This window comes from Cryobacterium gelidum (assembly GCF_004403985.1).
Classification (GTDB): Bacteria; Actinomycetota; Actinomycetes; order Actinomycetales; family Microbacteriaceae; genus Cryobacterium; species Cryobacterium gelidum.
In genome coordinates this window covers 1-23,848 of sequence record NZ_SOHL01000020.1, presented here as the reverse complement: position 1 = coordinate 23,848, position 23,848 = coordinate 1, and the positions used below count along the sequence as shown (strand labels likewise).

General features: G+C 65.3%; 23 protein-coding genes. 19 read left to right on the top strand and 4 right to left on the bottom strand.

The genetic code is table 11. The features are described from left to right. Nucleotides 1-10: 10 nt before the first annotated feature. The gene (locus E3T50_RS11310; RefSeq protein ID WP_134551940.1) at nucleotides 11-376 is read right to left on the bottom strand and encodes a DUF1844 domain-containing protein; all 366 of its coding nucleotides are present in this window, start codon (nucleotides 374-376) and stop codon (nucleotides 11-13) included. A 288-nt stretch (nucleotides 377-664) separates the two neighbouring features. Here E3T50_RS11310 and infC point away from each other — a divergent pair, with 288 nt between their 5' ends. The 10 genes from infC (at nucleotide 665) to pheT (ending at nucleotide 10,104) form a co-directional block, all read left to right on the top strand. After that, nucleotides 665-1,291 carry a translation initiation factor IF-3 gene (infC, locus tag E3T50_RS11305; RefSeq protein WP_104127223.1) on the top strand — a complete coding sequence of 209 codons (627 nt, stop codon included), beginning with the start codon at nucleotides 665-667 and terminating at the stop codon, nucleotides 1,289-1,291. Beyond that, a complete protein-coding gene (gene rpmI / locus E3T50_RS11300; protein ID WP_092111710.1) occupies nucleotides 1,284-1,478 on the top strand; it encodes a 50S ribosomal protein L35 in 195 nt (64 codons plus the stop codon). Before infC ends, rpmI begins: the two co-directional genes overlap by 8 nt. A 49-nt stretch (nucleotides 1,479-1,527) precedes the next feature. Beyond that, nucleotides 1,528-1,920, top strand: coding sequence for a 50S ribosomal protein L20 (gene rplT / locus E3T50_RS11295; protein ID WP_104196972.1), 393 nt, complete (start codon nucleotides 1,528-1,530; stop codon nucleotides 1,918-1,920). Nucleotides 1,921-2,072: 152 nt separating this feature from the next. Next, nucleotides 2,073-2,873, top strand: coding sequence for a TrmH family RNA methyltransferase (locus tag E3T50_RS11290; protein ID WP_134459891.1), 801 nt, complete (start codon nucleotides 2,073-2,075; stop codon nucleotides 2,871-2,873). 103 nt (nucleotides 2,874-2,976) lie between these two features. Beyond that, nucleotides 2,977-3,765, top strand: a complete 789-nt coding sequence (locus E3T50_RS11285) for an amino acid ABC transporter ATP-binding protein (protein ID WP_134551938.1) — start codon at nucleotides 2,977-2,979, stop codon at nucleotides 3,763-3,765. A 50-nt stretch (nucleotides 3,766-3,815) separates the two neighbouring features. Next, a complete protein-coding gene (locus E3T50_RS11280) occupies nucleotides 3,816-4,685 on the top strand; it encodes a glutamate ABC transporter substrate-binding protein (protein ID WP_134551936.1) in 870 nt (289 codons plus the stop codon). Between the two features lie 130 nt (nucleotides 4,686-4,815). After that, on the top strand, nucleotides 4,816-5,463 hold the full coding sequence (locus tag E3T50_RS11275; protein ID WP_134551934.1) for an amino acid ABC transporter permease: 648 nt from the start codon (nucleotides 4,816-4,818) through the stop codon (nucleotides 5,461-5,463). Then, complete coding sequence (locus tag E3T50_RS11270; RefSeq protein ID WP_134551932.1) at nucleotides 5,460-6,389, top strand: amino acid ABC transporter permease; 930 nt, start codon at nucleotides 5,460-5,462, stop codon at nucleotides 6,387-6,389. The genes E3T50_RS11275 and E3T50_RS11270 overlap by 4 nt, the downstream gene beginning before the upstream one ends. A gap of 20 nt (nucleotides 6,390-6,409) precedes the next feature. Further along, on the top strand, nucleotides 6,410-7,492 hold the full coding sequence (gene pheS / locus E3T50_RS11265) for a phenylalanine--tRNA ligase subunit alpha (RefSeq protein WP_134551930.1): 1,083 nt from the start codon (nucleotides 6,410-6,412) through the stop codon (nucleotides 7,490-7,492). Continuing rightward, the gene (gene pheT / locus E3T50_RS11260) at nucleotides 7,492-10,104 is read left to right on the top strand and encodes a phenylalanine--tRNA ligase subunit beta (protein WP_134551928.1); all 2,613 of its coding nucleotides are present in this window, start codon (nucleotides 7,492-7,494) and stop codon (nucleotides 10,102-10,104) included. Before pheS ends, pheT begins: the two co-directional genes overlap by 1 nt. A 378-nt stretch (nucleotides 10,105-10,482) precedes the next feature. Here the strand turns inward: pheT and E3T50_RS11255 are convergent, their stop codons facing one another. Continuing rightward, nucleotides 10,483-11,466 (bottom strand): type IV toxin-antitoxin system AbiEi family antitoxin domain-containing protein, encoded by a 984-nt coding sequence (locus E3T50_RS11255; protein ID WP_134551926.1) that lies wholly within the window; start codon nucleotides 11,464-11,466, stop codon nucleotides 10,483-10,485. 393 nt (nucleotides 11,467-11,859) lie between these two features. On the opposite strand from E3T50_RS11255, the gene argC reads away from it, so the two are divergent. From argC to argH, 7 genes are all read left to right on the top strand, one after another. Continuing rightward, a complete protein-coding gene (gene argC / locus E3T50_RS11250) occupies nucleotides 11,860-12,906 on the top strand; it encodes an N-acetyl-gamma-glutamyl-phosphate reductase (protein ID WP_134551924.1) in 1,047 nt (348 codons plus the stop codon). Then, nucleotides 12,903-14,084 (top strand): bifunctional glutamate N-acetyltransferase/amino-acid acetyltransferase ArgJ, encoded by a 1,182-nt coding sequence (argJ, locus tag E3T50_RS11245; RefSeq protein WP_134551922.1) that lies wholly within the window; start codon nucleotides 12,903-12,905, stop codon nucleotides 14,082-14,084. Before argC ends, argJ begins: the two co-directional genes overlap by 4 nt. Nucleotides 14,085-14,086: 2 nt before the next feature. Next, on the top strand, nucleotides 14,087-15,007 hold the full coding sequence (gene argB, locus E3T50_RS11240; protein WP_134551920.1) for an acetylglutamate kinase: 921 nt from the start codon (nucleotides 14,087-14,089) through the stop codon (nucleotides 15,005-15,007). Next, nucleotides 15,004-16,197, top strand: coding sequence for an acetylornithine transaminase (locus E3T50_RS11235; protein ID WP_134551919.1), 1,194 nt, complete (start codon nucleotides 15,004-15,006; stop codon nucleotides 16,195-16,197). The genes argB and E3T50_RS11235 overlap by 4 nt, the downstream gene beginning before the upstream one ends. Before the next feature lie 105 nt (nucleotides 16,198-16,302). Continuing rightward, the gene (argF, locus tag E3T50_RS11230; RefSeq protein WP_134459856.1) at nucleotides 16,303-17,232 is read left to right on the top strand and encodes an ornithine carbamoyltransferase; all 930 of its coding nucleotides are present in this window, start codon (nucleotides 16,303-16,305) and stop codon (nucleotides 17,230-17,232) included. Nucleotides 17,233-17,288: 56 nt separating this feature from the next. Next, nucleotides 17,289-18,488 carry an argininosuccinate synthase gene (locus E3T50_RS11225; protein ID WP_134551917.1) on the top strand — a complete coding sequence of 400 codons (1,200 nt, stop codon included), beginning with the start codon at nucleotides 17,289-17,291 and terminating at the stop codon, nucleotides 18,486-18,488. 9 nt (nucleotides 18,489-18,497) lie between these two features. Continuing rightward, entirely contained in the window at nucleotides 18,498-19,934 is a 1,437-nt protein-coding gene (gene argH, locus E3T50_RS11220) for an argininosuccinate lyase (protein WP_134551915.1), read from the top strand. Nucleotides 19,935-20,158: 224 nt separating this feature from the next. Here the strand turns inward: argH and E3T50_RS11215 are convergent, their stop codons facing one another. Then, entirely contained in the window at nucleotides 20,159-20,758 is a 600-nt protein-coding gene (locus E3T50_RS11215) for a hypothetical protein (protein WP_134459847.1), read from the bottom strand. Continuing rightward, the gene (locus tag E3T50_RS11210; RefSeq protein WP_134459844.1) at nucleotides 20,755-21,387 is read right to left on the bottom strand and encodes an RNA polymerase sigma factor sigma-70 region 4 domain-containing protein; all 633 of its coding nucleotides are present in this window, start codon (nucleotides 21,385-21,387) and stop codon (nucleotides 20,755-20,757) included. The genes E3T50_RS11215 and E3T50_RS11210 overlap by 4 nt, the downstream gene beginning before the upstream one ends. 141 nt (nucleotides 21,388-21,528) lie before the next feature. Between E3T50_RS11210 and tyrS the strand changes: the two genes are divergently transcribed. Beyond that, entirely contained in the window at nucleotides 21,529-22,830 is a 1,302-nt protein-coding gene (gene tyrS, locus E3T50_RS11205; protein WP_134551913.1) for a tyrosine--tRNA ligase, read from the top strand. Between the two features lie 56 nt (nucleotides 22,831-22,886). Next, nucleotides 22,887-23,426, top strand: a complete 540-nt coding sequence (locus E3T50_RS11200; protein ID WP_134551911.1) for a GNAT family N-acetyltransferase — start codon at nucleotides 22,887-22,889, stop codon at nucleotides 23,424-23,426. Nucleotides 23,427-23,848 lie beyond the last annotated feature (422 nt).

The following is a 23,848-nucleotide window of genomic DNA, read 5'->3' as shown; positions in this document are numbered from 1 at the left end:
ACGGAACGAGCTAGTTGACGGGGCCGGTGTACTTCTCGCCGGGGCCCTCGCCGATCGCGTCGGGAATGGTAGAGGCCTCGCGGAACGCAAGCTGCAGGGAACGAAGGCCGTCGCGCAGGCTGCGCGCGTGCATGTCGGCGATGTCGGGAGCGGCCGCCGTGACCAGTCCGGCCAGAGCCGTGATGAGTTTGCGCGCCTCGTCGAGGTCGATCTGGGCGTCGGGGTCGTCGGCGAGGCCGCACTTCACGGCGGCCGCGCTCATGAGGTGTACGGCGGCCGTGGTGATGATCTCCACGGCGGCCACGTCGGCGATATCGCGTGTCGCCTGCGCCGCATCTTGCTCAAAACCCGTATCGTGCTCAAAACTTTGGCTCACTGCATTCCTCTGCTAGGCTCATCTTTGGTTCCGGGACATTAGTCTCGGTACGAAAGTGGAGAATCTCCCACCCGCGCATACCGCTTCATCAAGGTTACCGGGTAGATTGCACTCCGCCGTCGCATTGCCGCCTCCTTCGGGAAGGTGACACAGCGAGGGTAGACAGGGTGGCGTGTAATGCAGGTCAATGAAATAGTTGGCCTGGAAAACGCGTGATTTTCCTCTCTTCGTCCCAGTCGGCATCCGCTGTCTGGTTGTGATCACGAAGTTAACCAAGAGGAGAGACGCATCAGCGATCCCCGTACAAATGACCGTATACGCGTCCCCGAAGTTCGTCTCGTTGGTCCCAACGGCGAGCAGGTCGGGGTTGTGGCGATTGATGTTGCCCTGCGCCTGGCACAGGATGCCGACCTAGACCTCGTCGAAGTTGCACCCGAAGCCAAGCCGCCCGTGGCCAAGATCATGGACTACGGCAAGTTCAAGTACGAGGCTGCGCAGAAGGCCAAGGAGGCCAGGCGCAACCAGGCGAACACGATCCTCAAGGAGGTTCGTTTCCGTCTCAAGATTGATACGCACGACTACGAGACCAAGCGCAAACGCGCCGAAGGCTTCCTGAAGTCCGGTGACAAGGTCAAGGCCATGATTCTTTTTCGTGGCCGTGAACAGTCCCGGCCTGATCAGGGCGTACGACTGCTCCAAAAATTTGCCGAGGATGTCGCCGAGTACGGTTCCGTGGAATCTACTCCGATGATCGACGGTCGAAACATGGTCATGGTGATTGGCCCGTTGAAAAACAAGTCAGAAGCCAAGGCCGAGATCAACGCCCACAAGGCTGCCGAGAAGGCAGACAAGGTCGCCGACAAGGCCGATAAGGTTGCCGACAAGGCAGCGAAACAGGAGGAACCACATGCCTAAGATGAAGACCCACTCCGGAACCAAGAAGCGTTTCAAGGTCACCGGAAGCGGAAAGATCATGAAGCAGCAGGCCGGACTTCGTCACAATCTCGAGGTCAAGAGCACGCAGCGCAAGTCCCGTTTGAACCAGGATCAGGTGCTGGCCAAGTCGGATCAGAAGACCATCAAGAAGCTTCTCGGTCTGTAATTTTTAGGTCCATAACCCGGCCTCGTCAACGAATAAGGATTTGTAAAAAATGGCAAGAGTAAAGAGGGCCGTAAACGCCCACAAGAGTCGCCGCGTTATTCTCGAACGCGCCAAGGGCTACCGCGGCCAGCGGTCACGCCTGGTCACCAAGGCCAAGGAGCAGCTCACACACTCCTTCACCTACAGCTACCGTGACCGTCGTGCACGCAAGGGTGACTTCCGTCGCCTGTGGATCCAGCGGATCAACGCTGCGTCGCGCGCCAACGGCCTCACCTACAACCGTCTGATCCAGGGCCTCGGCCTGGCCGGCATCGAGGTTGACCGTCGTATCCTCGCCGACCTCGCGGTCAACGAGGCAGCCACGTTCGCCGCCCTCGTCGAGAGCGCCAAGGCAGCACTGCCCGCAGACACCTCGGCACCGAAGGTTGCCGTCACGGCGTAAGGCTTCAACCCGATCGGCTCACCACCCGCTGCCTCCTGGGCGTGAACGTGGTGATCAGATCGATAGTTACGAGTTCCAGGCAATTTCGATTTGCACAGTGAGGAGCGGGCGACCTGGTCGCCCGCTCCTTTTCTGCACGTAAACTGAGCATCATGCTTGATAATCCACGTTCACCGCGCGTCCGTGCCGTCGCAAAACTTGCCAAGCGCGACGCGCGCCTCGAGTCCGGTCTTTTTCTGCTCGAAGGCCCGCAGGCCGTCTCCGAAGCCCTCACCTTTCGTCCGGAACTCGTCGTGGAGCTGTTCGCCACGCCCACCGCGCTCGACCGCTACACCGACCTGGCCCAGAAGGCGATCGACGCCCAGGTCGAGGTGGAATTCGTCTCCGAAGAGGTGCTCGAGGCCATGGCCGACACGGTCACCCCGCAGGGCTTCGTGGCTATCTGTCACCAGTTCCCGACCTCCGTGAAGAAAATCTTCAACGCCGAACCCAAGCTCGTCGCCATCCTCGAAGAGGTGCGCGACCCCGGCAACGCCGGCACCATCATTCGGGCAGCGGATGCCGCTGGCGCGGATGCCGTCATCCTCACCGGTCGCAGCGTCGACCTGTACAACCCCAAGGTCATCCGTTCCTCGACCGGCTCCATTTTTCACCTGCCCGTCGCCATCGCGGCCGACCTCTCCGATGTGCTCGACCGTGCCAGGGCCGCCGGCCTGCAGCTGTTTGCCGCCGACATCAAGGGTTCAGACCTGCTGACCGCGCGCAACGAAGGCTTGCTTGCCGCTCCGACCGTGTGGCTGTTCGGCAACGAAGCTCGCGGCCTGACCGACGAAGACCTCGCTCGGGTCGACCGCAGCGTGAGCGTGCCGATCTATGGCGAAGCCGAGTCGATGAACCTGGCGACCGCGGCATCCGTGTGCCTGTACGAGAGTGCGTTCGCCCAGCGCGCCTGACCCGCTACGCAGCACCACTGCCCGAGGCCCGGACTGTCACAAATGCGTTACTGTCCGGGCATTTGGCATGCCCAGACACGCGTTCTGTCCTAAGTTGGAAAGTATGGAGCCAACAGATTCGTCCCCGGCCACCTCGAACATCACCGTTCGTCGGGGCGAACCGCTAGTCGTCGTAAAAGACATCAATAAGCACTACGGAGAACTGCACGTTCTCAAGAACATCAACGCCGTGGTCAACCGGGGCGAGGTGGTCGTAGTCATCGGACCGAGTGGGTCGGGCAAATCCACCCTCTGCCGGGCCATCAACCGTCTCGAAACCATCGATGACGGCCTCATCACCATCGACGGTGTGAAGCTACCGGCCGAGGGCCGCGCCCTGGCCACACTGCGCGCAGACGTCGGTATGGTCTTTCAGGCGTTCAACCTGTTCGCGCACAAAACGGTGCTCGAGAACGTCACGCTCGGCCCGATCAAAGTACGCGGCCTGTCGAAAGCGGATGCCGAGAAGAAGGCCATGGCCCTGCTCGAGCGCGTCGGCGTGGCCAACCAGGCCAAGAAGATGCCGGCCCAACTTTCCGGTGGTCAGCAGCAGCGCGTGGCAATCGCCCGGGCGCTAGCCATGGAACCGAAGCTCATCCTGCTCGACGAGCCGACTAGTGCCCTTGACCCGGAGATGATCAACGAGGTGCTCGAGGTCATGGTCGACCTTGCCAACGACGGCATGACGATGATCGTCGTCACGCACGAGATGGGCTTCGCGCGCAAGGCCGCAGACCGTGTCATCTTCATGGCGGAGGGCGAGATCGTGGAGGAGACCACTCCCGAGGAATTCTTCACCAATCCCCAAAGCACGAGAGCGAAGGACTTCCTCTCCAAAATCCTTGCCCACTAATCGGTGAGCAGGCTCATCAGCAGCACCTCACAGCAATCAGGAGCACGTCCATGAGACTCAAAAAAGGCCTAATGTTCTCGGCCATTGCCCTCGCTGGTGCCCTCGTGCTCAGCGGCTGCACCGACTCTGGCGCCGCGCCGGAGGCTGCCCCCGTCGAGAAGGCACCCGAATTCGCAGCGGGTACGACGATGGCCGATCTTGCGGCAGCCGGCACGATGACCATCGGTACCAAGTTTGACCAGCCGCTGTTCGGCCTTCGCGGCCCCGGCGACATTCCCGTGGGTTTCGACGTTGAAATCGGCAAGCTCATCGCTGCCAAACTCGGCATCGCCCCCGACAAGATCAAGTGGACAGAGACCGTCTCGGCGAACCGCGAACCGTTCATTCAGAACGGTCAGGTCGACCTCGTCGTCGCTACCTACACGATCAATGACACCCGCAAGCAGGTTGTCTCCTTCGCGGGGCCCTACTACTCCGCCGGCCAGGACCTGCTCGTCCTTGCGGGCAACCCCGACAGCATCCAAGGCCCCGAGGACCTCACCGACAAGCCGGTCTGCACGGTGAGTGGGTCGACGTCGGAGAAGAATATCGCGGCATACACGACAAACGTCATCGCCACGGACACGTACTCCAACTGCCTCGGCCCGCTGCGCAGCGGTGAAGTCGTCGCCGTCACCACCGACAACGTGATCCTCGCCGGAATCGCCGACCAGAACGAGGGCGAGTTCGAGGTCGTCAACAACCCGTTCACGGAAGAGCCCTACGGTATTGGTCTCGCACTCGAGGACACCGAGTTCCGTACCTTTATCAACGACGTACTCGAAGAGTCCTACAAGGACGGAGCCTGGGTTGACGCCTGGAAGTCCACCGCCGGGAAGGTTCTGGACACCCCAGAGCCGCCCGCCGTCGACCGCTACTAGACGACAGTCCACCTCAGCGCGGCACGCGCACTAAGCCAGGATGGCCCGTTCGTTATCGGACGGGCCATCCCGGTGAGTATTCGACCCAGAACACGTGTTTCACCACAGACAGAAGAAGAGGAGGTGAGTTGTGGACGCAGTTATCGACAACCTGCCGACGTTCCTGGAAGGCTTCCGGAACACCCTGGGCCTCCTCGCCCTCGCCGGGATCGGCGCATTCATCCTCGGCATCGTCATCGCAGCGATGCGCATCTCGCCCGTGGGATCGTTTCGTGCCTTCGCGACGATCTACACCGAGATCGTGCGCAACACTCCGCTCACCCTCGTGCTGTTCTTCTGCGCGTACTTACTTCCGTACCTGCAGTTCAGCCCGGGCTACTTTCAACTGGCCGCGATCGGCCTGACGGTCTACACCTCGCCATTCGTCGCCGAAGCCTTGCGTTCGGGCGTCAACGGTGTCCACGTCGGTCAGGCCGAGGCTGCGCGCAGTATCGGCCTGACCTTCGGGCAGACTCTGTCGTTCATCGTCATGCCGCAGGCCATTCGCATGGTTGTTCCGCCGCTGATCAACGTCTTCATTGCCCTCGCCAAGAACACCTCGGTCGCCGGTGCTTTCTTCGTGTTTGAGCTCTTTGGAGCTGCGCGGCAGATAACCAATGAGCGTGGCGATGCCGTCATCGCGATCCTGCTCGCGGTCGCTGTGTTTTACCTCATCATCACCATCCCGCTCGGCGTCATTGCCGGACGGATCGAGAAGAAGGTGGCGGTACTCCGATGACCTCCGTACTCTACGACGTTCCTGGCCCCAAAGCGCGGGCCCGGTCCAGAGTCATCTCAGTCTTCGGCATCGTGCTCATCGTCGCGGCTCTGATCGCTCTCGTCGTCGTGCTCGGACTGCCCAAAGCCAGCGCCAACGGTGCGGTGCAGCCCGGGCTCTGGGACGCGTCCCGGTGGGATGTCTTCAACGACCTGCAGGTGTGGCGAACTCTGGGCATCGGCGCGCTGAACACGCTGCGCATGGCCGCTGTGGCCGCCATCCTGGCCCTCGTGATCGGCATCCTCTTCTCCTTCGGCCGGGCATCGGAAAACGCCTGGGTGCGCGTTCCCACCACGGTGATCCTGGAATTCTTCCGCGGCATGCCCGTGCTGCTCATGATGCTTTTCATCTTGTTGGTGTTCTCGACCGGGTCGTTCTGGGCGGGAGTCGCTGCCTTGGCCGTCTACAACGGCGCCATCATCGGGGAGGCGCTTCGCGCCGGTATCAAGGCGCTGCCGAGCGGTCAACGCGAAGCGGGCCTTGCCATCGGCCTCACGCCGATCGCGACCAGGTTTCGTATCGAGTTTCCGCAAGCGTTCCGCCAGATGCTGCCGATCATCATCGCGCAGCTCGTCGTGCTGCTGAAGGACACGTCCCTGGCCTTCGTCGTCGGGTATAACGAGCTGTTGCGCAGCGGAAACTACAACCTGTCGCAGTTCTTCGGCAACCGATACTCGTTCTCGTTCTTCTTCATCGTGCTCGCGATCTACCTCGCGATGAACCTGTCGCTGTCCTGGCTCGCCCGCGTGATCGCTCGTCGCACCGGCTCGAACGGTGGTGGGGTCAAGCCGACAGGCTCGACCGCGCCGCCGTCGAAACCGGCCGACCCCAACCTGATCTACTCGAACGCACTGGGCGCTCAGAGCACGGCCGGTGGCGTCGTCTAAGGCCGCTAAACTTGAGCCTTGTGTCTGATCCCAGCGTTCCCCCAGAGCCCACCACGTCAGTCGAGCCAGCAGAGCCGTTGATCTCCGAAGCCGCCGTCAACGCCGCGGTTGACGCCGCTCTGGCCGCCATTGCTGCCGCCGACACGACTGCCGCCCTCAGGCGCGTGCGCAGTGAGCACGCGGGGGAGTCCTCGCCGCTGTCGAAGCTCAATGCCCTGATGCGCAGCGTGCCCGGCAACCAGAAGGCTGCAGCCGGCAAGCTCGTCGGCCAGGCGCGCGGCGCCGTCACGAAGGCGTTGACCGCTCGTGAAGACGAGATCGGCACCGCTGAAGCGGCCGCCCGGCTGCTCGCCGAAACGGTCGACGTGACTGCCGCAGCGTCCGCGTGGAAGCCTGGGGCGCGGCATCCGATCTCGCTGCTCACCGAGCGGGCAGCCGACGTCTTCGTGGCCATGGGCTGGGAGGTGGCCGAAGGGCCGGAGCTCGAGAGCGAATGGTTCAACTTCGACGGACTCAACTTCGATGAGGACCACCCGGCCCGCGCCATGCAGGACACCTTTTTCGTCGAACCGACGGATGCGCACCTCGTTCTACGCACGCAGACCTCACCCGTGCAGCTGCGCGCGTTACTCAGCCGGGAACTGCCGGTGTACGTGGTCGCGCCCGGACGCGTTTTTCGCACCGACGAACTCGACGCAACACACACACCGGTCTTTCACCAGATCGAGGGCATCGCCATCGACAAGGGCCTCACCATGGCCAACCTGCGCGGCACTCTCGACCACTTCGTGCAGGCCCTGTTCGGTCCAGAAGCCAAGGTGCGGCTGCGCCCGAACTACTTTCCGTTCACCGAGCCGAGCGCCGAGCTCGACGTCTGGCACCCCACCTTCAAAGACGGCGCACGCTGGATCGAGTGGGGCGGCTGCGGCATGGTGCACGCCAACGTGCTGCGCTCGGCCGGCATCGACCCCGAGGTGTACTCCGGATTCGCGTTCGGTGTGGGCGTGGAACGAGCAGTGATGTTTAGAAATGACGTAAAGGACATGCACGACATGGTCGAAGGCGATATTCGGTTCAGCCAGCAGTATGGGATGACGGTCTGATGCGGGTGCCACTTTCCTGGCTCGGCGAATTCGTCGACCTCGCCCCCGGCACCACGCCGGAAGACGTCCATGCTGCCCTCGTGAGCGTCGGCCTCGAAGAGGAAGACATCCACCGCTTCGAGGTGTCCGGACCGATCGTGGTCGGCGAAGTGCTCGACTTCGTGGGCGAAGAGCAGACCAACGGCAAGACCATCAACTGGTGCCAGGTGCGAGTTGCGCCGGGCGACGAACTCGCCGCCGACGGCGGCCCGGCCATCCATGGCATCGTCTGCGGCGCACACAATTTCGCCGTCGGCGACAAGGTCGTCGTGACCCTGCCCGGCGCTTCGCTGCCGGGCCCCTTTCCCATCGCCGCGCGCAAAACCTACGGCCACACGTCCGACGGCATGATCGCCTCGGCCCGTGAGCTCGGCCTCGGCGACGAGCACGACGGCATTCTGCTGCTGAAGAACCTTGGCATCGACGCCCCGGTCGGAACGGATGCGATTGCCCTGCTCGGCCTGGATGACAGCGCCGTCGAGATCAACGTCACCCCCGACCGCGGCTACGCCTTCTCCATTCGAGGCGTCGCCCGCGAATACTCGCACGCCACCGGCGTGCCGTTTCGCGACCCTGCGCTCGCCCTGACCGTGGTGGCGCCGGTCACCCGGTTCCCCGTCACGATCGACGACCAGGCTCCGATTCGCGAGCAAACCGGCGCGACCGTGTTCGTCACCCGCGTCGTGCGCGGCGTCGACCCGACCCGCCCGACCCCGGCGTGGATGATCGCCCGGCTCGGGCTGGTCGGCATCCGCTCGATCTCCCTCATCGTCGACGTCACCAACTATGTGATGTTCGAGCTCGGTCAGCCGTTGCACGGCTACGACCTCGACAAGCTGGCCGGCGGAATCATCGTGCGGCGCGCGACCGCCGGGGAGAAATTCACGACGCTCGACGCGGTCTCCCGCACGCTCAACGTCGAGGATCTGCTGATCACCGACGAATCCGGGCCGATCGGCCTGGCTGGCGTGATGGGTGGGGCGAGCACCGAGATCACCGCGCAGACCGTCAACGTGCTCGTCGAGGCCGCCAACTTCGACCCGGTGTCGATCGCACGCTCGGCCCGCCGCCACAAGCTGCCGAGCGAGGCGAGCAAACGGTTCGAACGCGGCGTCGACCCCCGCGTTGCTGCCGTTGCCGCCGCCCGCGTGGTGCAGCTGCTCGTCGACCTTGCCGGAGGAGCCGCCGACGACCTCGGATCGGTCTACGACGAGGCTCCGGCCCCACAACCGATTCTGCTGCCGACCGGGTTCGTGTCGGGCCTCATCGGCCTCGATTACACCGGCGACGAGGTGCGCGATGCCCTCGTCGACGTCGGAGCTTCGTTAGTCGAAGCCGACGGCGACCTGCAGGTCACCCCGCCGAGCTGGCGCCCCGACCTCACCGACAAGTGGACGCTCGCCGAGGAGGTCGCCCGCATCGTCGGCTACGACCGCATCCCCTCCGTGCTGCCCGTCGCCCCGCCCGGCCGCGGCCTGACCCGCACGCAGACTTTGCGCCGGACCGTCGCGCAGACCCTGGCCGCCACCGGTCACACCGAAGTCTTGACCTACCCGTTCGTGTCGGAGCAGGCGAACAACCTGTTCGGCGTGGCCGTGATGTCGACTGAAGCGGATGCCGGCGCGACCGTGGCCGGCCCGGGCGCGGCATCCGCTGTGCCGGTTTCGGTGCCGCAGATGAAGGTCGCCAACTCGCTTGACGGCGAAGCGCCGTTCCTGCGCACCTCGATGCTGCCGGGCATGTTGCAGATCGCGCACCGCAACCGCTCACGCGGCCTGGTCGATGTCGCTATCTACGAGCAGGGACTGGTCTTTCGCCCCCAAGCCGGGATGACCTACGGCACGGCCGTGCTCCCCGCCGGAGCGACGCGCCCGAGCGATGAGGCTGAGGCGGCGCTGAACGCGGGAATTGTGCCGCAACCACTCCTGGTCGGGGTCGTCCTCGTCGGCAACGACGTGCGGCACCAGCCGGGACAGCCCGCTGTCCCCGCCGGCTGGCAGTCGGCGCTGGCCGCCGTGCAGCAAGTGGCGTTGGCCACCGGCGCGCGCATCGAGGTGCGCCAAGGCCTGCACCCGGCGATGCACCCGGGTCGTACCGCGGAGCTTTTCGTCACCGTCACCGGCGCTGCGACAGCCGCGGCCTCGACGGTGTCCGTCGGATTCGCCGGCGAACTGCTGCCGGCAGTCGCCGACGACTACGACCTGCCCGCTGTCGTCGCCGTCGCGGAGATCAACCTTGCGCTCGTCTTCTTGCACGCTGCCGAGGACCTCACTGTCACGCCGATTCGCACGATGCCGGCAGCCACGCAGGACCTGTCGCTCGTCGTCTCGGCATCCGTACCGGCTGCGGCCCTGCGCGCGGCCGTAGCCGAGGGCGCCGGTGACCTGCTCGAGAGCATCGAGCTGGTCGACGACTACCGCGGCGCCGGCGTTGAACCCGGTCGGAAATCGCTCACCTTTGCGCTGCGTTTTCGCGGCACGGAGCGCACGCTGACCGCTGCCGAGGCGAGCGCTGCGCGCCTGTCCGGCGTCGCGGTCGCCGCGGATCGCTTCGGAGCAACCCTGCGCGAATAGGCCGCCGGGGCCTGTGTCTCGCGTGCAGCGGATGCCCGCGTCCCGCGGCATCCGCTGGTCGCGGCACTCGTCCGGGAGGTGGGCACTCAGTGCCCGGGGTGCCGCGAACTGTGACGAGTGCCGTGAGTCGTCCCCATCAGGTGGACGCGCGGGATCCGCTTGTGGTGGCACTCGTTCGGGACGCGGGCACTCGTTGCCAGGGGTGCCGCGAACCTCCGGAGGTGCCGCGAACCCCGACGGGTGGCGCGAGCCTCTGGAGGTGCCGCGAACTCCAACGGGTGCCGCGAACCCCAACGGGTGCCGCGGACCCCAAGGGGTGCCGCGAACCTCTGTAGTTGCCGCGAACCGCAACGGGCGCCGCGAACGCAGGGTGCAGCGTCAGCGGGCGCGCGGTACACCCTTTTCGCAGAGGAACCGGTAGAACTCGACGGCGTTGAGGGCCAGGTTCCACCCCCACCGGTTGAAACTGGTCACAAATGGGCGAAGTGCGCTCTCCCGATCCTTCTCAGCCACGACCACCCCCACCACGTCCTTCCCGTTCATGACCGCCGCGCGGGTGTACTTGATGTGCCCGTCAAACTCTCCGATCTTGCGCACACCCCGCCAAAAGTAGTCCACGAAGTACGAGCGGCCAGCGACGTCGAAACGCACCTGCAGTTCGGGAATCTCGAACTTCAGTTCCTCGAACCGCACTCTGCTGAGTGACTCGCCAGCGTTGGCCGAGAGTTCGTCGGCAAAGGTGATGGCCCGCTCGGCGGCCTGCCGCCCCGTACGGGGACGCACCGCGTCCAGTTCCGCGAAGAGCACCGCCTTCGTGATCGCCGGAACGCCCGGATTCCCCGTGCCGGGCACCACCCGCCTGCTCTCCTGGTGGAGCACGTGGTCGATCATTGTCACTCCGGCAAGAAAACTGCCCCCAGCAGCCATATCGACAAGGGTACGGGCGAGGCTGGTCACCGCGACACCGGTGATAAGTGTTGCATTCGGATCGGCGACGGCGCGATGCGTGGTGAGGAGGCGCTGACTGCTGCCGCCATGGGCATCGGGGACGAGGGCATGCACCGTGGCGGGCCAGGCGCCAATCATCGGCAGTCCGTGCATGGCCGCGGCGGAATGATGCGAAAGCACGAATGGTCGTTTGGCCGCACCGGCAGTGGCACGCGCGAACAGGCGGTATTGCCCATCGAGACCACACGCCTGCCACTTTGCGCCGAGGGCGTACCAACCGCGTCGAAGACGCCGGAGCTCGCCGCGTCTCACCAGCAGGTCCACGGCGTGCGCATTCATACCGGCCACACGGAGGGCATCGGCCGTGATGAGGCCGTCGCCGAGCACATCCTGCGTTTCCAAGGCCTCCAACATGTCCCCACCCTGCCGCAGAACGGGAGCCGGTCCTCGTTTGGCGCAACAACTGTGTGGAACTCGGCACGGGCATGCACTGTGCAGAGAGCGGATGCTCCGACTCTCGTGGCACTCGTTCGGGACGCGGGCGCTTGGTGTCAGGGGTGCCGCAAACACTAACGCGTGCCGCGAGTCGCGCCTGGGGGCCGGCCCGCGGCATCCGTCGCCGCGGCACTCATTGGGGAAACCGGCACTTCTAGTTGGGGGTGCCGCGAACCAAAAGGGGGTGCCGCGAACCAAAGGGGGTGCCCGAACTCTACCGAGGGCAGCGACGGCCAACGGATACCCGCCGCACGCGTGACGCCCCGCGCGAGCGCGGAAACGGGGCCGCCGGGGCCGCGCTAGGTTTAACCCATGGTTTTTTCGGTGGCAGTGGCAGGCGCGAGCGGGTATGCGGGCGGCGAACTGCTGCGGCTGCTCGCCGGTCACCCTGAATTTGAGGTGCGCACGGTCACCGCGCACAGCAACGCCGGGCAGCGCCTGGTCGACCTGCAACCGCAGCTGCGTTCCCTCGCCCACCTGGTGCTCGTCGATACGACACCGGAGAATCTCAGCGGGCACGACGTGGTCTTCGTTGCCCTGCCGCATGGAAAATCCGGCGAGCTGACGGCGCACCTGCCGAAGGATACCCTCGTGGTGGACTGCGGCGCCGACCACCGCCTCGAGAACCCCGACGACTGGGCCGCGTTCTATGGCGGGGACTACTTCGGCGCGTGGACCTACGGCGTGCCTGAACTTTCCACGTCTGAAGGCAAGCAGCGCAGCCGCCTCGTCGGCGCGCGCCGTATCGCCGCGCCCGGCTGCAACGCCAGCACGGTCGCCCTCGCACTGGCCCCCGGCATCCACGCCGGCGTGATCCAGGCGCAGGACCTCGTCGCCGTACTCGCGGTCGGCCCCAGCGGTGCTGGCAAGAGCCTCAAAGTGGCCAACCTCGCGGCCGAGATCCTCGGCTCGGCCAACCCCTACGACGTCGGCGGCACCCACCGGCACATTCCCGAGATCGTGCAGTCGTTGCGTTGGGCCGGAAGCGCTACCGACGCCACCATCTCGTTCACACCGGTGATCGTGCCCATGTCGCGCGGCATCCTCGCCACGTCGACCGCCCGGCTGGTACCCGGAACAAGCGCCGCCGCCGTGCGGGCCGCCTGGGAGAGTGCCTACGCCGATGAACCCTTCGTGCACCTGCTCCCTGAGGGACATTTTCCGCGCACGGCTGACGTTCTCGGTGCCAACACCGCGCTGATCGGACTGGTCGTCGATGAAGCAGCCGGCCGCGTTGTCACGGTTACGGCCATCGACAATCTTGTCAAGGGCACCGCCGGCGCCGCCATCCAGTCCGCCAACATTGCCCTCGGCCTGACCGAAACGCTCGGTCTGGCCATGAATGGAGTTGCTCCGTGAGTGTCACCCTTCCCGCCGGTTTTGCTGCTGCCGGCGTCACCGCCGGCTTGAAGAAGTCCGGCGGGCTCGACCTCGCCCTCGTGCACAACCTCGGTCCGCTGCAGAACGCCGCGACGGTGTTCACCAGCAACCGCTGCCAGGCCAACCCCGTCATCTGGAGCACCCAAGTCATGAGCGACGGCCGGGTCAGCGCGATCGTACTCAACTCCGGCGGCGCCAACTGCTATACCGGCAGCATCGGCTTTCAGACCACGCACGCCACCGCCGAAGCTGTCGCGACCCGCCTCGACATCTCCTCAGGGGACGTTTTGGTCTGTTCCACCGGCCTGATCGGTGAACAGCTCGACCTCGACCTCCTCACCGCCGGAGTGTGGGACGCCACCCTCTTCCTCAAAACGGATGCCGCAACCACGCCCGCCGCCGGCCTCCTGGCCGCGCAGGCGATCATGACCACCGATACCCGCCCCAAGCAGGCCGCGCACACCTCTGCCGCCGGTTGGAGCATTGGCGCCATGGCCAAGGGTGCCGGCATGCTCGCTCCGGGCCTGGCCACGATGCTCGTGGTCATCACGACCGACGCCGTGCTCGACTCGGCCGACCTCGACACGGCGCTTCGCGCGGCGACCCGGGTCACCTTCGATCGCCTCGATTCCGACGGCTGCATGTCGACCAACGACACCGTGAGCCTGCTCTGCTCCGGTGCGAGCGGCGTCGCCGCCGACAAGGACGAATTCAGCATCGCCCTCATCGAGATCTGCCGCGACCTCGTCTTGCAGTTACAGGGAGACGCCGAGGGTGCCGCGCACGACGTGGCGATCACCGTCACCAACGCGGTCTCCGACGATGAGGCGGTGACCGTGGCCCGTGCTGTCTCGCGCAGCAACCTGTTCAAGTCGGCCATCTTCGGCAACGACCCGAACTGGGGCCGCGTGCTCGCCGCCGTCGGAACGGTGCCGGTCGACGACGCCGCCTTCGACCCGTACGGCATCGATGTCGCCATCAACGGCGTTCAGGTGTGTACCGCGGGCGAGCCCGACCAGCCGCGCGAACTCGTCGACCTCTCGGGCCGCGGCGTGACTGTGCTCATCGACCTGCATGCCGGCAGCGCAACCGCCACCCTGTGGACCAACGACCTCACCCACGACTATGTCGAAGAGAACAGCGCATACTCAAGCTGATCATGACCGACATCGACACCCCGGCTGCCGCAGCCGACGAGACCAGCCAGGCCGAAGCATCCGTCAAAGCGGCGACGCTGATCGAAGCGTTACCGTGGCTCAAGCGCTTTCACGACCAGATCATTGTCGTGAAGTTCGGCGGCAACGCCATGGTGAGCGAAGAACTGCAACGCGCCTTCGCCGAAGACATGGTCTACCTGCGGTATGCGGGCATCCGACCGGTCGTGGTGCACGGCGGCGGCCCGCAGATCTCGGCCATGCTGGCGCGCCTCGGCATCGAGAGCGAGTTTCGTGGCGGCTACCGGGTGACCACGCCCGAAGCGATGGACGTGGTGCGCATGGTGCTCACCGGCCAGATCAACCGTGACCTGGTCAGCCACATCAACCAGCACGGCCCGCTCGCCGCCGGACTCTCCGGTGAAGACGCCGGCCTGTTTCGCGGGCGTCGGCGCGGCGTGGTCGTCGACGGCGAAGAGGTCGATCTCGGGCTCGTCGGCGATGTCATCGGCGTCGACCCGGAAGCGGTGCTCGCCCAGCTCGCGGCCGGCCGCATACCGGTGGTCTCCTCGATCGCTCCCGATATGGATGTTCCGGGCCAGTCCCTCAACGTCAACGCCGACGCTGCTGCTGCCGCGCTCGCGATCGCGCTGGGCGCGGCCAAGCTAGTGATTCTCACCGACGTCGCCGGGCTCTATCGCGACTGGCCGAACCGGGATTCGCTCGTGTCGATCATCAATGTGCTCGAGTTGCGCGGTCTGCTGCCCGAGCTGGAATCGGGCATGATTCCCAAGATGACGGCCTGCCTCGATGCCGTCGACGGTGGCGTCGCCAAGGCCGCGATCATCGACGGGCGAGTGCCGCACTCGATCCTGCTCGAAATTTTCACTGGAAGCGGCATCGGCACGGAGGTAGTACCGGCATGACCACGCCCGAAGAGAAACCCTGGCAAGATCGGTTCGCCGATTCGATGATGCGCACGTTCAGCCCGCCACTGGCCATGCTCGTGCGCGGTGAGGGCTGCTACGTCTGGGACGAGAAGGGCACGAAGTATCTCGACTTTCTCGCCGGCATCGCCGTGAATTCGCTTGGCCACGCGCATCCCGAGGTCGTTGATGCCGTCACCAAGCAGATCGGCACGATCAGCCACGTCTCCAACTATTTCGCCACGCCGCCGCAGATTGAACTGGCTGAACGCCTCAAGCGCATCACCGGCGCCGGCGACACGGGCCGCGTCTATTTCTGCAATTCCGGCGCGGAGGCCAACGAGGCTGCGTTCAAACTGGCCAGGTTGAACGTGACGGGCGCCCGCCGCACCCGCATCATTTCGCTGCACGACTCCTTCCACGGTCGCACGATGGGCGCGCTCGCCCTTTCGGGCAAGCCGCACATGCGCGAGGCCTTTGAACCCGTGCCCGGTGGTGTCGAACACATCGACAGCACGATCACAGCCCTCGAGGCCACCATCGACGACACCGTCGCCGCCCTGTTTCTGGAACCGGTCAAGGGCGAGGCGGGCGTCATCGACCTGCCGGAGGGGTTCCTTAAGCGTGCCCGTGAGCTGTGCACCGAGCACGGCGTGCTGCTGGTCCTCGACGAAATCCAGACCGGCATCGCCCGCACCGGCGCCTGGTTCGCTTACAACCATGCTGACATTCTTCCGGATGCTGTCACCATCGCGAAGGGGATGGGCGGCGGCATCCCCATTGGCGCGCTCGTCACCTTCGGCTGGGCCTCCGAGCTGTTCCGTCGCGGCCAGCACGGCTCGACGTTCGCCGGCAACCCGCTCGTGACGGCGACCGCCAACGCCGTGCTCGGCGTGATCGAACGTGACGATCTGGCCGCCAACGCCGCCCGCCGCGGTCACCAGCTGCGCGAGATCATTCTCGGCTTTCACTCACCGCTGATCGAAGAGGTACGCGGACGTGGCCTGCTGCTCGGCGTCGGGCTGACCGAACCGGTCGCGTTGAAGCTCGGCGCGGCCGCGCTGGCCCAGGGTCTCATCGTCAACGCCGCCAACGAGACCAGCATTCGTATCGCGCCGCCGCTGATCGTGGGCGACGCCGAACTCGGCGACTTCCAAGCGCGGTTCGGGCGCGCCCTCGCCAGCCTCTAGGCTGGACGAATCCCACTTTGCGCAGGCTTCGGGCGGCGCGGGCGGGTCTAACCGGGGAGCGGCATCCGCTTGCCTTTTGAACACACTCCAAGAGAAAGTGACACCGTGACCCGCCATTTCCTGCGCGACGACGACATCTCCCCGGCCGAACAGGCCGAGATTCTCGATCTGGCCCTGGAGCTGAAGCGTGACCGATTTGCGGTGCGCCCGCTCGCCGGCCCGCAGACTGTCGCGGTCATTTTCGACAAGTCCTCAACGCGCACCCGGGTGTCCTTCGCGGTCGGTATCGCCGACCTCGGCGGCAGCCCCCTCATCATCAGCACCGCGAACAGTCAGCTCGGTGGCAAGGAGACCGCCTCCGACACGGCCCGCGTGCTCGAACGCCAGGTCGCCGCGATTGTCTGGCGCACCTACGGCCAGGCCGGACTCGAGGAAATGGCACTCGGCACGACCGTGCCCGTCATCAACGCGCTTAGCGATGACTTCCACCCCTGCCAGCTGCTCGCCGACCTGCTCACCATCCGCGAACACCGCGGCGACCTCGCCGGCCAGACCCTCGCCTTTCTCGGTGACGGCGCCTGCAACATGGGCCAGTCCTACCTGCTCGCCGGCGCTACCGCCGGCATGCACGTGCGCATCGCGTCACCGGTGGGCTACACCCCGACCGACCAGGTAGTAGCGGATGCGACGGCCATCGCCGCCCGCACCGGCGGTTCGGTCGCCCTGTTCACCGACCCTCGCGAAGCTGTCACGGGGGTCGACGTGGTCGTCACCGACACCTGGGTCTCGATGGGCAAGGAAGAAGAGAAGGCCACCCGGCTCGGCGACCTCGGTCAGTATCGGGTCGACGCTGCTCTGATGGGCCTGGCCAAGCCGGGCGCGCACTTCATGCACTGCCTGCCGGCCGACCGCGGCTACGAGGTGACCGCCGACGTCATCGACGGGCCGCAGAGCATCATCTGGGACGAGGCCGAGAACCGCCTGCACGCCCAGAAGGCTTTGCTGGTCTGGCTGCTCGCGCGGAACGCGGCCTGACCGGGCCTAGCGCCCCAGCACGTAAACTTTAGACAGATCAAGATTTAGGGAGAACCATGGCGGAACGCGTTGTACTCGCATACTCGGGCGGACTGGATACTTCGGTCGGTATCGGCTGGCTCAAGGATGCCACCGGTAAAGAGGTCGTAGCCCTCGCCGTCGACGTCGGTCAGGAGGGCGAAGACATGGACGTGATCCGTCAGCGCGCCCTCGACTGTGGCGCCGTCGAGTCCATCGTCATCGACGCGAAAGACGAGTTCGCCAACGACTACATCGTGCCGACGCTCAAGGCGAACGCCCTGTATCAGAAGCGCTACCCGCTCGTTTCGGCCATCAGCCGTCCGTTGATCGCCAAGTACCTGGCCTCCACCGCCAAGGAGCTCGGCGCCGACAGCGTCGCCCACGGATGCACCGGCAAGGGCAACGACCAGGTTCGGTTCGAAGCGGCCGTCGCCGCCCTCGCGCCCGACCTGACCTCGCTCGCGCCGGTGCGGGACTTCGCACTGACCCGCGACAAAGCCATCGAATACGCCGCCAAGCACGACCTGCCCATCGTGCAGTCCAAGAAGAGCCCGTACTCGGTGGACCAGAACGTCTGGGGTCGCGCCGTGGAAACCGGATTCCTCGAAGACCCGTGGAACGCGCCGATCGAAGATCTCTACACCTACACGCAGGACCCCTCGGTCACCCGGGACCCCACCGAGGTGGTCATCTCCTTCGAGCAGGGTGTGCCCGTTGCCATTGATGGCAAAAAGGTCACCCCGCTGCAGATGATTCAGCTGATGAACCGTCTTGCCGGCGATCAGGGTGTCGGCCGCATCGACATCGTCGAGGACCGCCTCGTCGGCATCAAGAGCCGCGAGATCTACGAGGCTCCGGCCGGCATCGCACTGATTGCCGCCCACGAGGAACTCGAGAACATGACCGTGGAACGTGACGTCGCCCGCTACAAGCGCGGCGTCGAGAGCAAGTGGGCCGAGCTCGTCTACGACGGTCTCTGGTTCTCGGGTCTGAAGAAGAGCCTCGACGTGTTCATCGAGGACACCCAGAAGCACGTGACGGGCGATATCCGCTTGAAGATGCACGCCGGCACCGCCGTCGTCACCGGTCGCTCGAGCACGACCAGCCTGTACGACTTCAACCTCGCCACCTACGACACCGGCGACTCCTTCGACCAGTCCATGGCCAAGGGATTCATCGAACTGTGGTCGCTGCCGAGCAAGATCGCGGCCCGCCGCGACGCCAACGGCAAGTAGGGCGCCACGGTGTCGAGTGAGCAGAACGCGAACCGCGCCGGAGCGGCGGGCGCCCTCTGGGGCGGCCGTTTCGCCGGGGGACCGTCACCGGAACTGGCGCGGCTGAGCAAGTCGACCCAGTTCGACTGGATGCTGGCCGAATACGACCTGCAGGGCAGCCGCGCGCACGCCAGGGCCCTCGCCGCCGCCGGGTATCTCACCGACACCGAACTCACCCAGATGGTCGGCGCGCTCGAAGAGCTCGAGCGTGCCGTCCTCGCCGGCGAATTTCTTCCGGCGGAGGCCGACGAAGACGTGCACTCGGCCCTGGAGCGGGGTCTGATCCAAATCATCGGCGTCGAGATCGGCGGCAAGCTGCGCGCTGGCCGCAGCCGCAACGATCAGGTCGCGACGCTCGTGCGCATGTGGCTGCGCGACCACGCCGTCATTCTCGCCTCCCTCGTCATCGAACTCATCGATGCCCTCGCGGCCCAGGCTGAAACGCACGAAAGCGCCATCATGCCCGGCCGCACCCACCTGCAGCACGCCCAGCCGGTGCTGCTCGCGCACCACCTGTTGGCGCACTGCTGGCCGCTCGTGCGTGACCTCGACCGCTTCGCGGACTGGGGTCGGCGAGCGGATGCCTCCCCCTATGGTTCCGGCGCCCTCGCCGGCAACACCCTCGGTCTCGACGCGCATCTCGTCGCCGTGGACCTGGGCTTCGCCGCCGTGGTCGAGAACTCCATCGACGGCACCGCGAGCCGCGACCTGGTCGCGGAATTCGCCTACATCACCGCGCAAATCGGCATCGACATGTCGCGGCTGGCCGAAGAGATCATTCTCTGGAACACCCGCGAATTCGGTTTCGTCACCCTCGACGACGCCTACTCCACCGGCTCGTCGATCATGCCGCAGAAGAAAAACCCCGACATTGCCGAGCTGGCCCGCGGCAAATCGGGCCGCATGATCGGCAACCTCACCGGGCTGCTGACCACGCTCAAGGGTCTGCCACTCGCCTACAACCGCGACCTGCAGGAAGACAAGGAACCGGTTTTCGATTCGATCACGACTCTCGAAGTGCTGCTGCCCGCCTTCACCGGCATGGTCGCCACCCTCACCTTCCACACCGAGCGCATGGCCGAGCTGGCGCCGCAGGGTTTCTCCCTCGCAACGGATGTCGCGGAATGGCTGGTCAAACGCCACGTCTCGTTCCGCGATGCCCATGAAATCACGGGTTCGCTGGTGAAGTTCGCCGAAACCAACCAGCTCGACCTGCACGAGGTGAGTGACGAAGCGCTGCTCGCAATCTCGCCGCACCTCGTTCCCCAGGTGCGCGAGGTGCTCACCATTCGTGGATCGGTCGAGAGTCGCGACGGCGCTGGCGGAACCGCCCCCGTGCGCGTCGCCGAACAGCGCGCACACCTCGTGGCCCGCGTACGCGACCTGACGGCCGCGCTTAGCCGGTAGTCCGTGCCGTTTGCGCCGCTCACCGTTCGATGCGACGTGCCGGTGCGGTGCGGGATCTTCGTGACGGGCCACACACCGGCGTGAGCGGCTTCGGCGAGGAATCGCCTACCGTGGCGCTTGTGGATGCCGGGAGGCATCCTTTCGGCGTCTCGGCGGCACGCGCCTATGCCGGCACGCGCCTATGCCGGCACGCACCTGTGCCGGCACGCAGTTAAGCCGGCTCGTTAGGCCAGGGCCATCGGTACGAGGGCGGCGCAGGCGCACGCCCAGATCAGGCTCGACAGGGTGCCGATGATGAACCGCTCGCGCGATTCGGCCGCGGCCAGCTCAGTGAAGCGGCCCACGCCCTTGATGGCCACGACCACGGCGATCGCTTCGGGAAAACCGGCCAGGATCGCGCCGGCCACTGCGAGGCGTTCCAGGATGCCGATGGTCACGCCGCCGCGCAGCACCTCGTGGGTCTCCAGGTCGCTCACCCCGGCCATGGTCGGGGCTGGTTTGCCGGCGTTGAGCACCATGATTCCGCCGTGCTGGCCCGGTGGTACCGAGTTGTTGGTGGCGAGATCGAGCGCCAGCACAGCGATCGGGCCGCCCCCGATCACGGCGAGGGCGAGGGCGAGCATGCCGATCACGATGCCGAAGGCGCTCGGGCCGGTGCCAACGGGCACCGCGGCGAGCACGAGGGCAACGACGAGACCGGCCATGGCCCAGATCGCGAAGAGCTGCCGATGCAGTTTGAAGGCGATCGCGGCGCAGGTGAGCGAGGCGAGCGTGACCAGGAGCAGGGCGACCCAGTAGAGAAACGTGAGAACGGTGAAGGTCATGCGGTAGTGTCCGTTTCGTTCGGGCCACGGTCTGGGCCGTGGTCGAGCTGCTCCAGCAGCCTAACCAACGCCGGCCGTGCCGCCTGCTCAACGCGGTACTGCGCCGCCTTGAGCCGCTGGCTCACGGCCCCGGTGGTGATGCCGAGCGACGCGGCGATTTCGGTCTGGGCCAGTCCGCTTTCAAACAGATCGCCGGCCTGCCAGCCCTGGGGGGTGCGACGCTGACGCAGTAGCAGGAGCATGGTCAGGAGCGCTTCGATGCCGGGGGAGGCATCATTTGTGTGACCGACTTCGAGGGCAAAGTGTGCCTCGGTTCTTTTCGCCCGCAGCACGGCGTCGCGGGCCGCGATGAACGCGCCGCCGGTGGCCTGCCTGGTCGACGGCGGCAGGGGAGTGCGCACGGTGCCCACGCCGAGCCCGACGCTCCAATGACCGGAACGGTGCAGGGCGAGTATCGCGTCGAGTGTCGGCTCGGCCTCCGACACCAGCAGCTGGATCTCATCGCCGGCAGTCTGGTCGGGCGGCAAGCTGAACCCGTTCGGACTCGGTGCCACGAGGCGCGCGATCATCTCGCGCGCCCGATCGTGATCGTTGCGACTGTCAATCTGGTCAGCAGTGATAACAAACATGGTGTGAGGCTCCGTCCTTCATTCAGTGTAATTTAGCTCACAGGCTAAATCAAGCCGATTATAGGCTCCAGCCTGATTGCCTGACCAGGGAACGAATACTGCGCGATTCGGCGCGGCGGACCCGGCTGGTAATCTGAACGCGTGTCAGACCCCACCATTCTTGCCCAGCAGACCAATGATCCCTCCTTCGACTCGGTTTGGGAGGAGATCAACTGGCGCGGCCTCGTGCACGTCTCCACCGACGAGACCGAGCTCAAGGCGCTGCTCGATGGTGACCCGATAACCTATTACTGCGGATTCGACCCGACCGCGCCGAGCCTGCACCTCGGCAACCTCGTGCAGCTGCTGTTGATGCGGCGCTTGCAACTGGCCGGGCATCATCCGCTGGGACTGGTCGGCGGTTCGACCGGACTCATCGGTGATCCGCGCCCCACCGCCGAGCGCACGCTGACCCCCGTGGACACCGTCGCGGAATGGGTTGGCTACCTGCAGGCGCAGGTCTCGCGGTTCCTCAGCTCCGAAGGCGACAACGCCGTCACCCTGGTGAACAATCTCGACTGGACCGCACCGTTGTCTGCCATCGATTTCTTACGCGAAATCGGTAAGTACTACCGTGTGGGCACCATGCTCAAGAAGGATGCCGTCAGCGCGCGCTTGAATTCCGACGCTGGCATCAGCTACACCGAATTCAGTTACCAGATTCTGCAGGGCCTCGACTACCTCGAACTGTTCCGCAGCTACGGCTGCGTGCTGCAAACCGGCGGCAGCGATCAGTGGGGCAACCTGACGAGCGGAACCGATCTCATCCGTCGCGCCGAAAGCGGCACCGTGCACGCCATCGGTACCCCGCTCATCACCAACAGCGACGGCACCAAGTTCGGCAAGAGCGAGGGCAACGCGGTGTGGCTCGACCCGAACCTCACCAGCCCGTACGCCTTCTATCAGTTCTGGCTCAACACCGACGATGCCGACGTCATCTTTCGGCTGAAGGTGTTCACTTTTCTCTCCCGTGGTGAAATCGAGCGGTTCGCCGAGCTCGTCGAAAGCGAACCGTTCCGCCGCGAAGCGCAGCGCCGGCTCGCCCTTGAGGTGACCAGCCTTGTGCACGGTCAAGCGGCAACGGATGCGGCCATCCACGCCGCCGAGGCGCTCTTTGGCCAGGGTGACCTCGCCGAACTCGACCCCGACACGCTCGAGGCCGCACTTCGCGAACTCCCGCACACGACGACGGCACCGCACGCGACCGTGCTGCAGCTGCTCGTCGACACCGAACTGTCGAAGAGTCTCGGCGATGCCCGTCGAGCGGTGCAGCAGGGTGGGGTGTACCTGAACAACCAAAAGGTCACGAGTGTCGACCTGACCATTGAAGGATCGGTGCTTCCCGGGGGAGTGGCGGTACTGCGCCGTGGCAAGAAGACGCTCGCGGGGATTTTCGTCGAGTAGCTGTTCCAGCGGGTGCGGTGCAGGGGGTCAGCAGGTGCGGGTGGCAAGATGACGTCGTGGAAACTCTTCGAACCGAACGCCTGCTGCTGCGCCCCTGGACCCTGGATGACACCGACTTTGTTTTCGGGCTCTACTCGCTCTGGTCCGTGCAACAACACATCGGCTTGCATCCGCGCGTCATGACCGACCGGGCCGAGGCGATCGCCGTCATCTCGCGCTGGCAGGGTATGGAGCATCCCATTCACGCCATCAGGGCGGTAACGGATGCCGACACCGGCGAGATCTTCGGCAATCTGCTGCTCAAGTCCATCCCAGCATCGAGCGCGGTGACACCGCTCGAGCCATCGGGGGACACCGAGATCGGCTGGCATTTTCACCCGAACGCGTGGCACCACGGCTACGCGACCGAAGCAGCGTCAGCTGTACTGGCTGAAGGCTGGAAGACCGGCCTTGACCGAGTGGTTGCCGTGACGACTCCGAGTAATCGCCCGTCGCAACGGGTCTGCCTGCGCATCGGAATGACGCACAACGGCAGAACCGACAAGTACTACAACTCCGTGAGCGAACTCTTCGCGGCCGTCGCCCCCGAGTCGTAACCGGCTTTCTAAACGGTCGATGCCGGGTGCGCGGGCTGGTTTGTGTTGGTGGGGGTGGTTGCTGGGGGTGCGACACGCCCGGGTGGGGGGCGTTTTGACGGGTGGGCTGGGGGACCGTAATGTATCTATACGTACCCCAAAGGTGCGGAAAGCCGCAGTGCTTTTCGGCCTCACGTGGGACCGTCTTCTAGTCAGATCAATGTTGGGTTCTTGTTTCAAGTTCTCTGGTGTTGGGCTAGGATTGTAAGCCTCCATCGGGTGTGTGTTGCTGGTTGGGTCGTGTTGTCCGAGTGTTTGTGGTGTCTTTTTGGGGCCGGAAATTGCTGGGTGTGGCCGATTTGACAGGGACTGGCCGGGTGGGTAAGTTAGACAAGTTGCCCCGGAGCGACAGCCCAGTAGGGCCTGAAGTCGGGTGCGTCCGA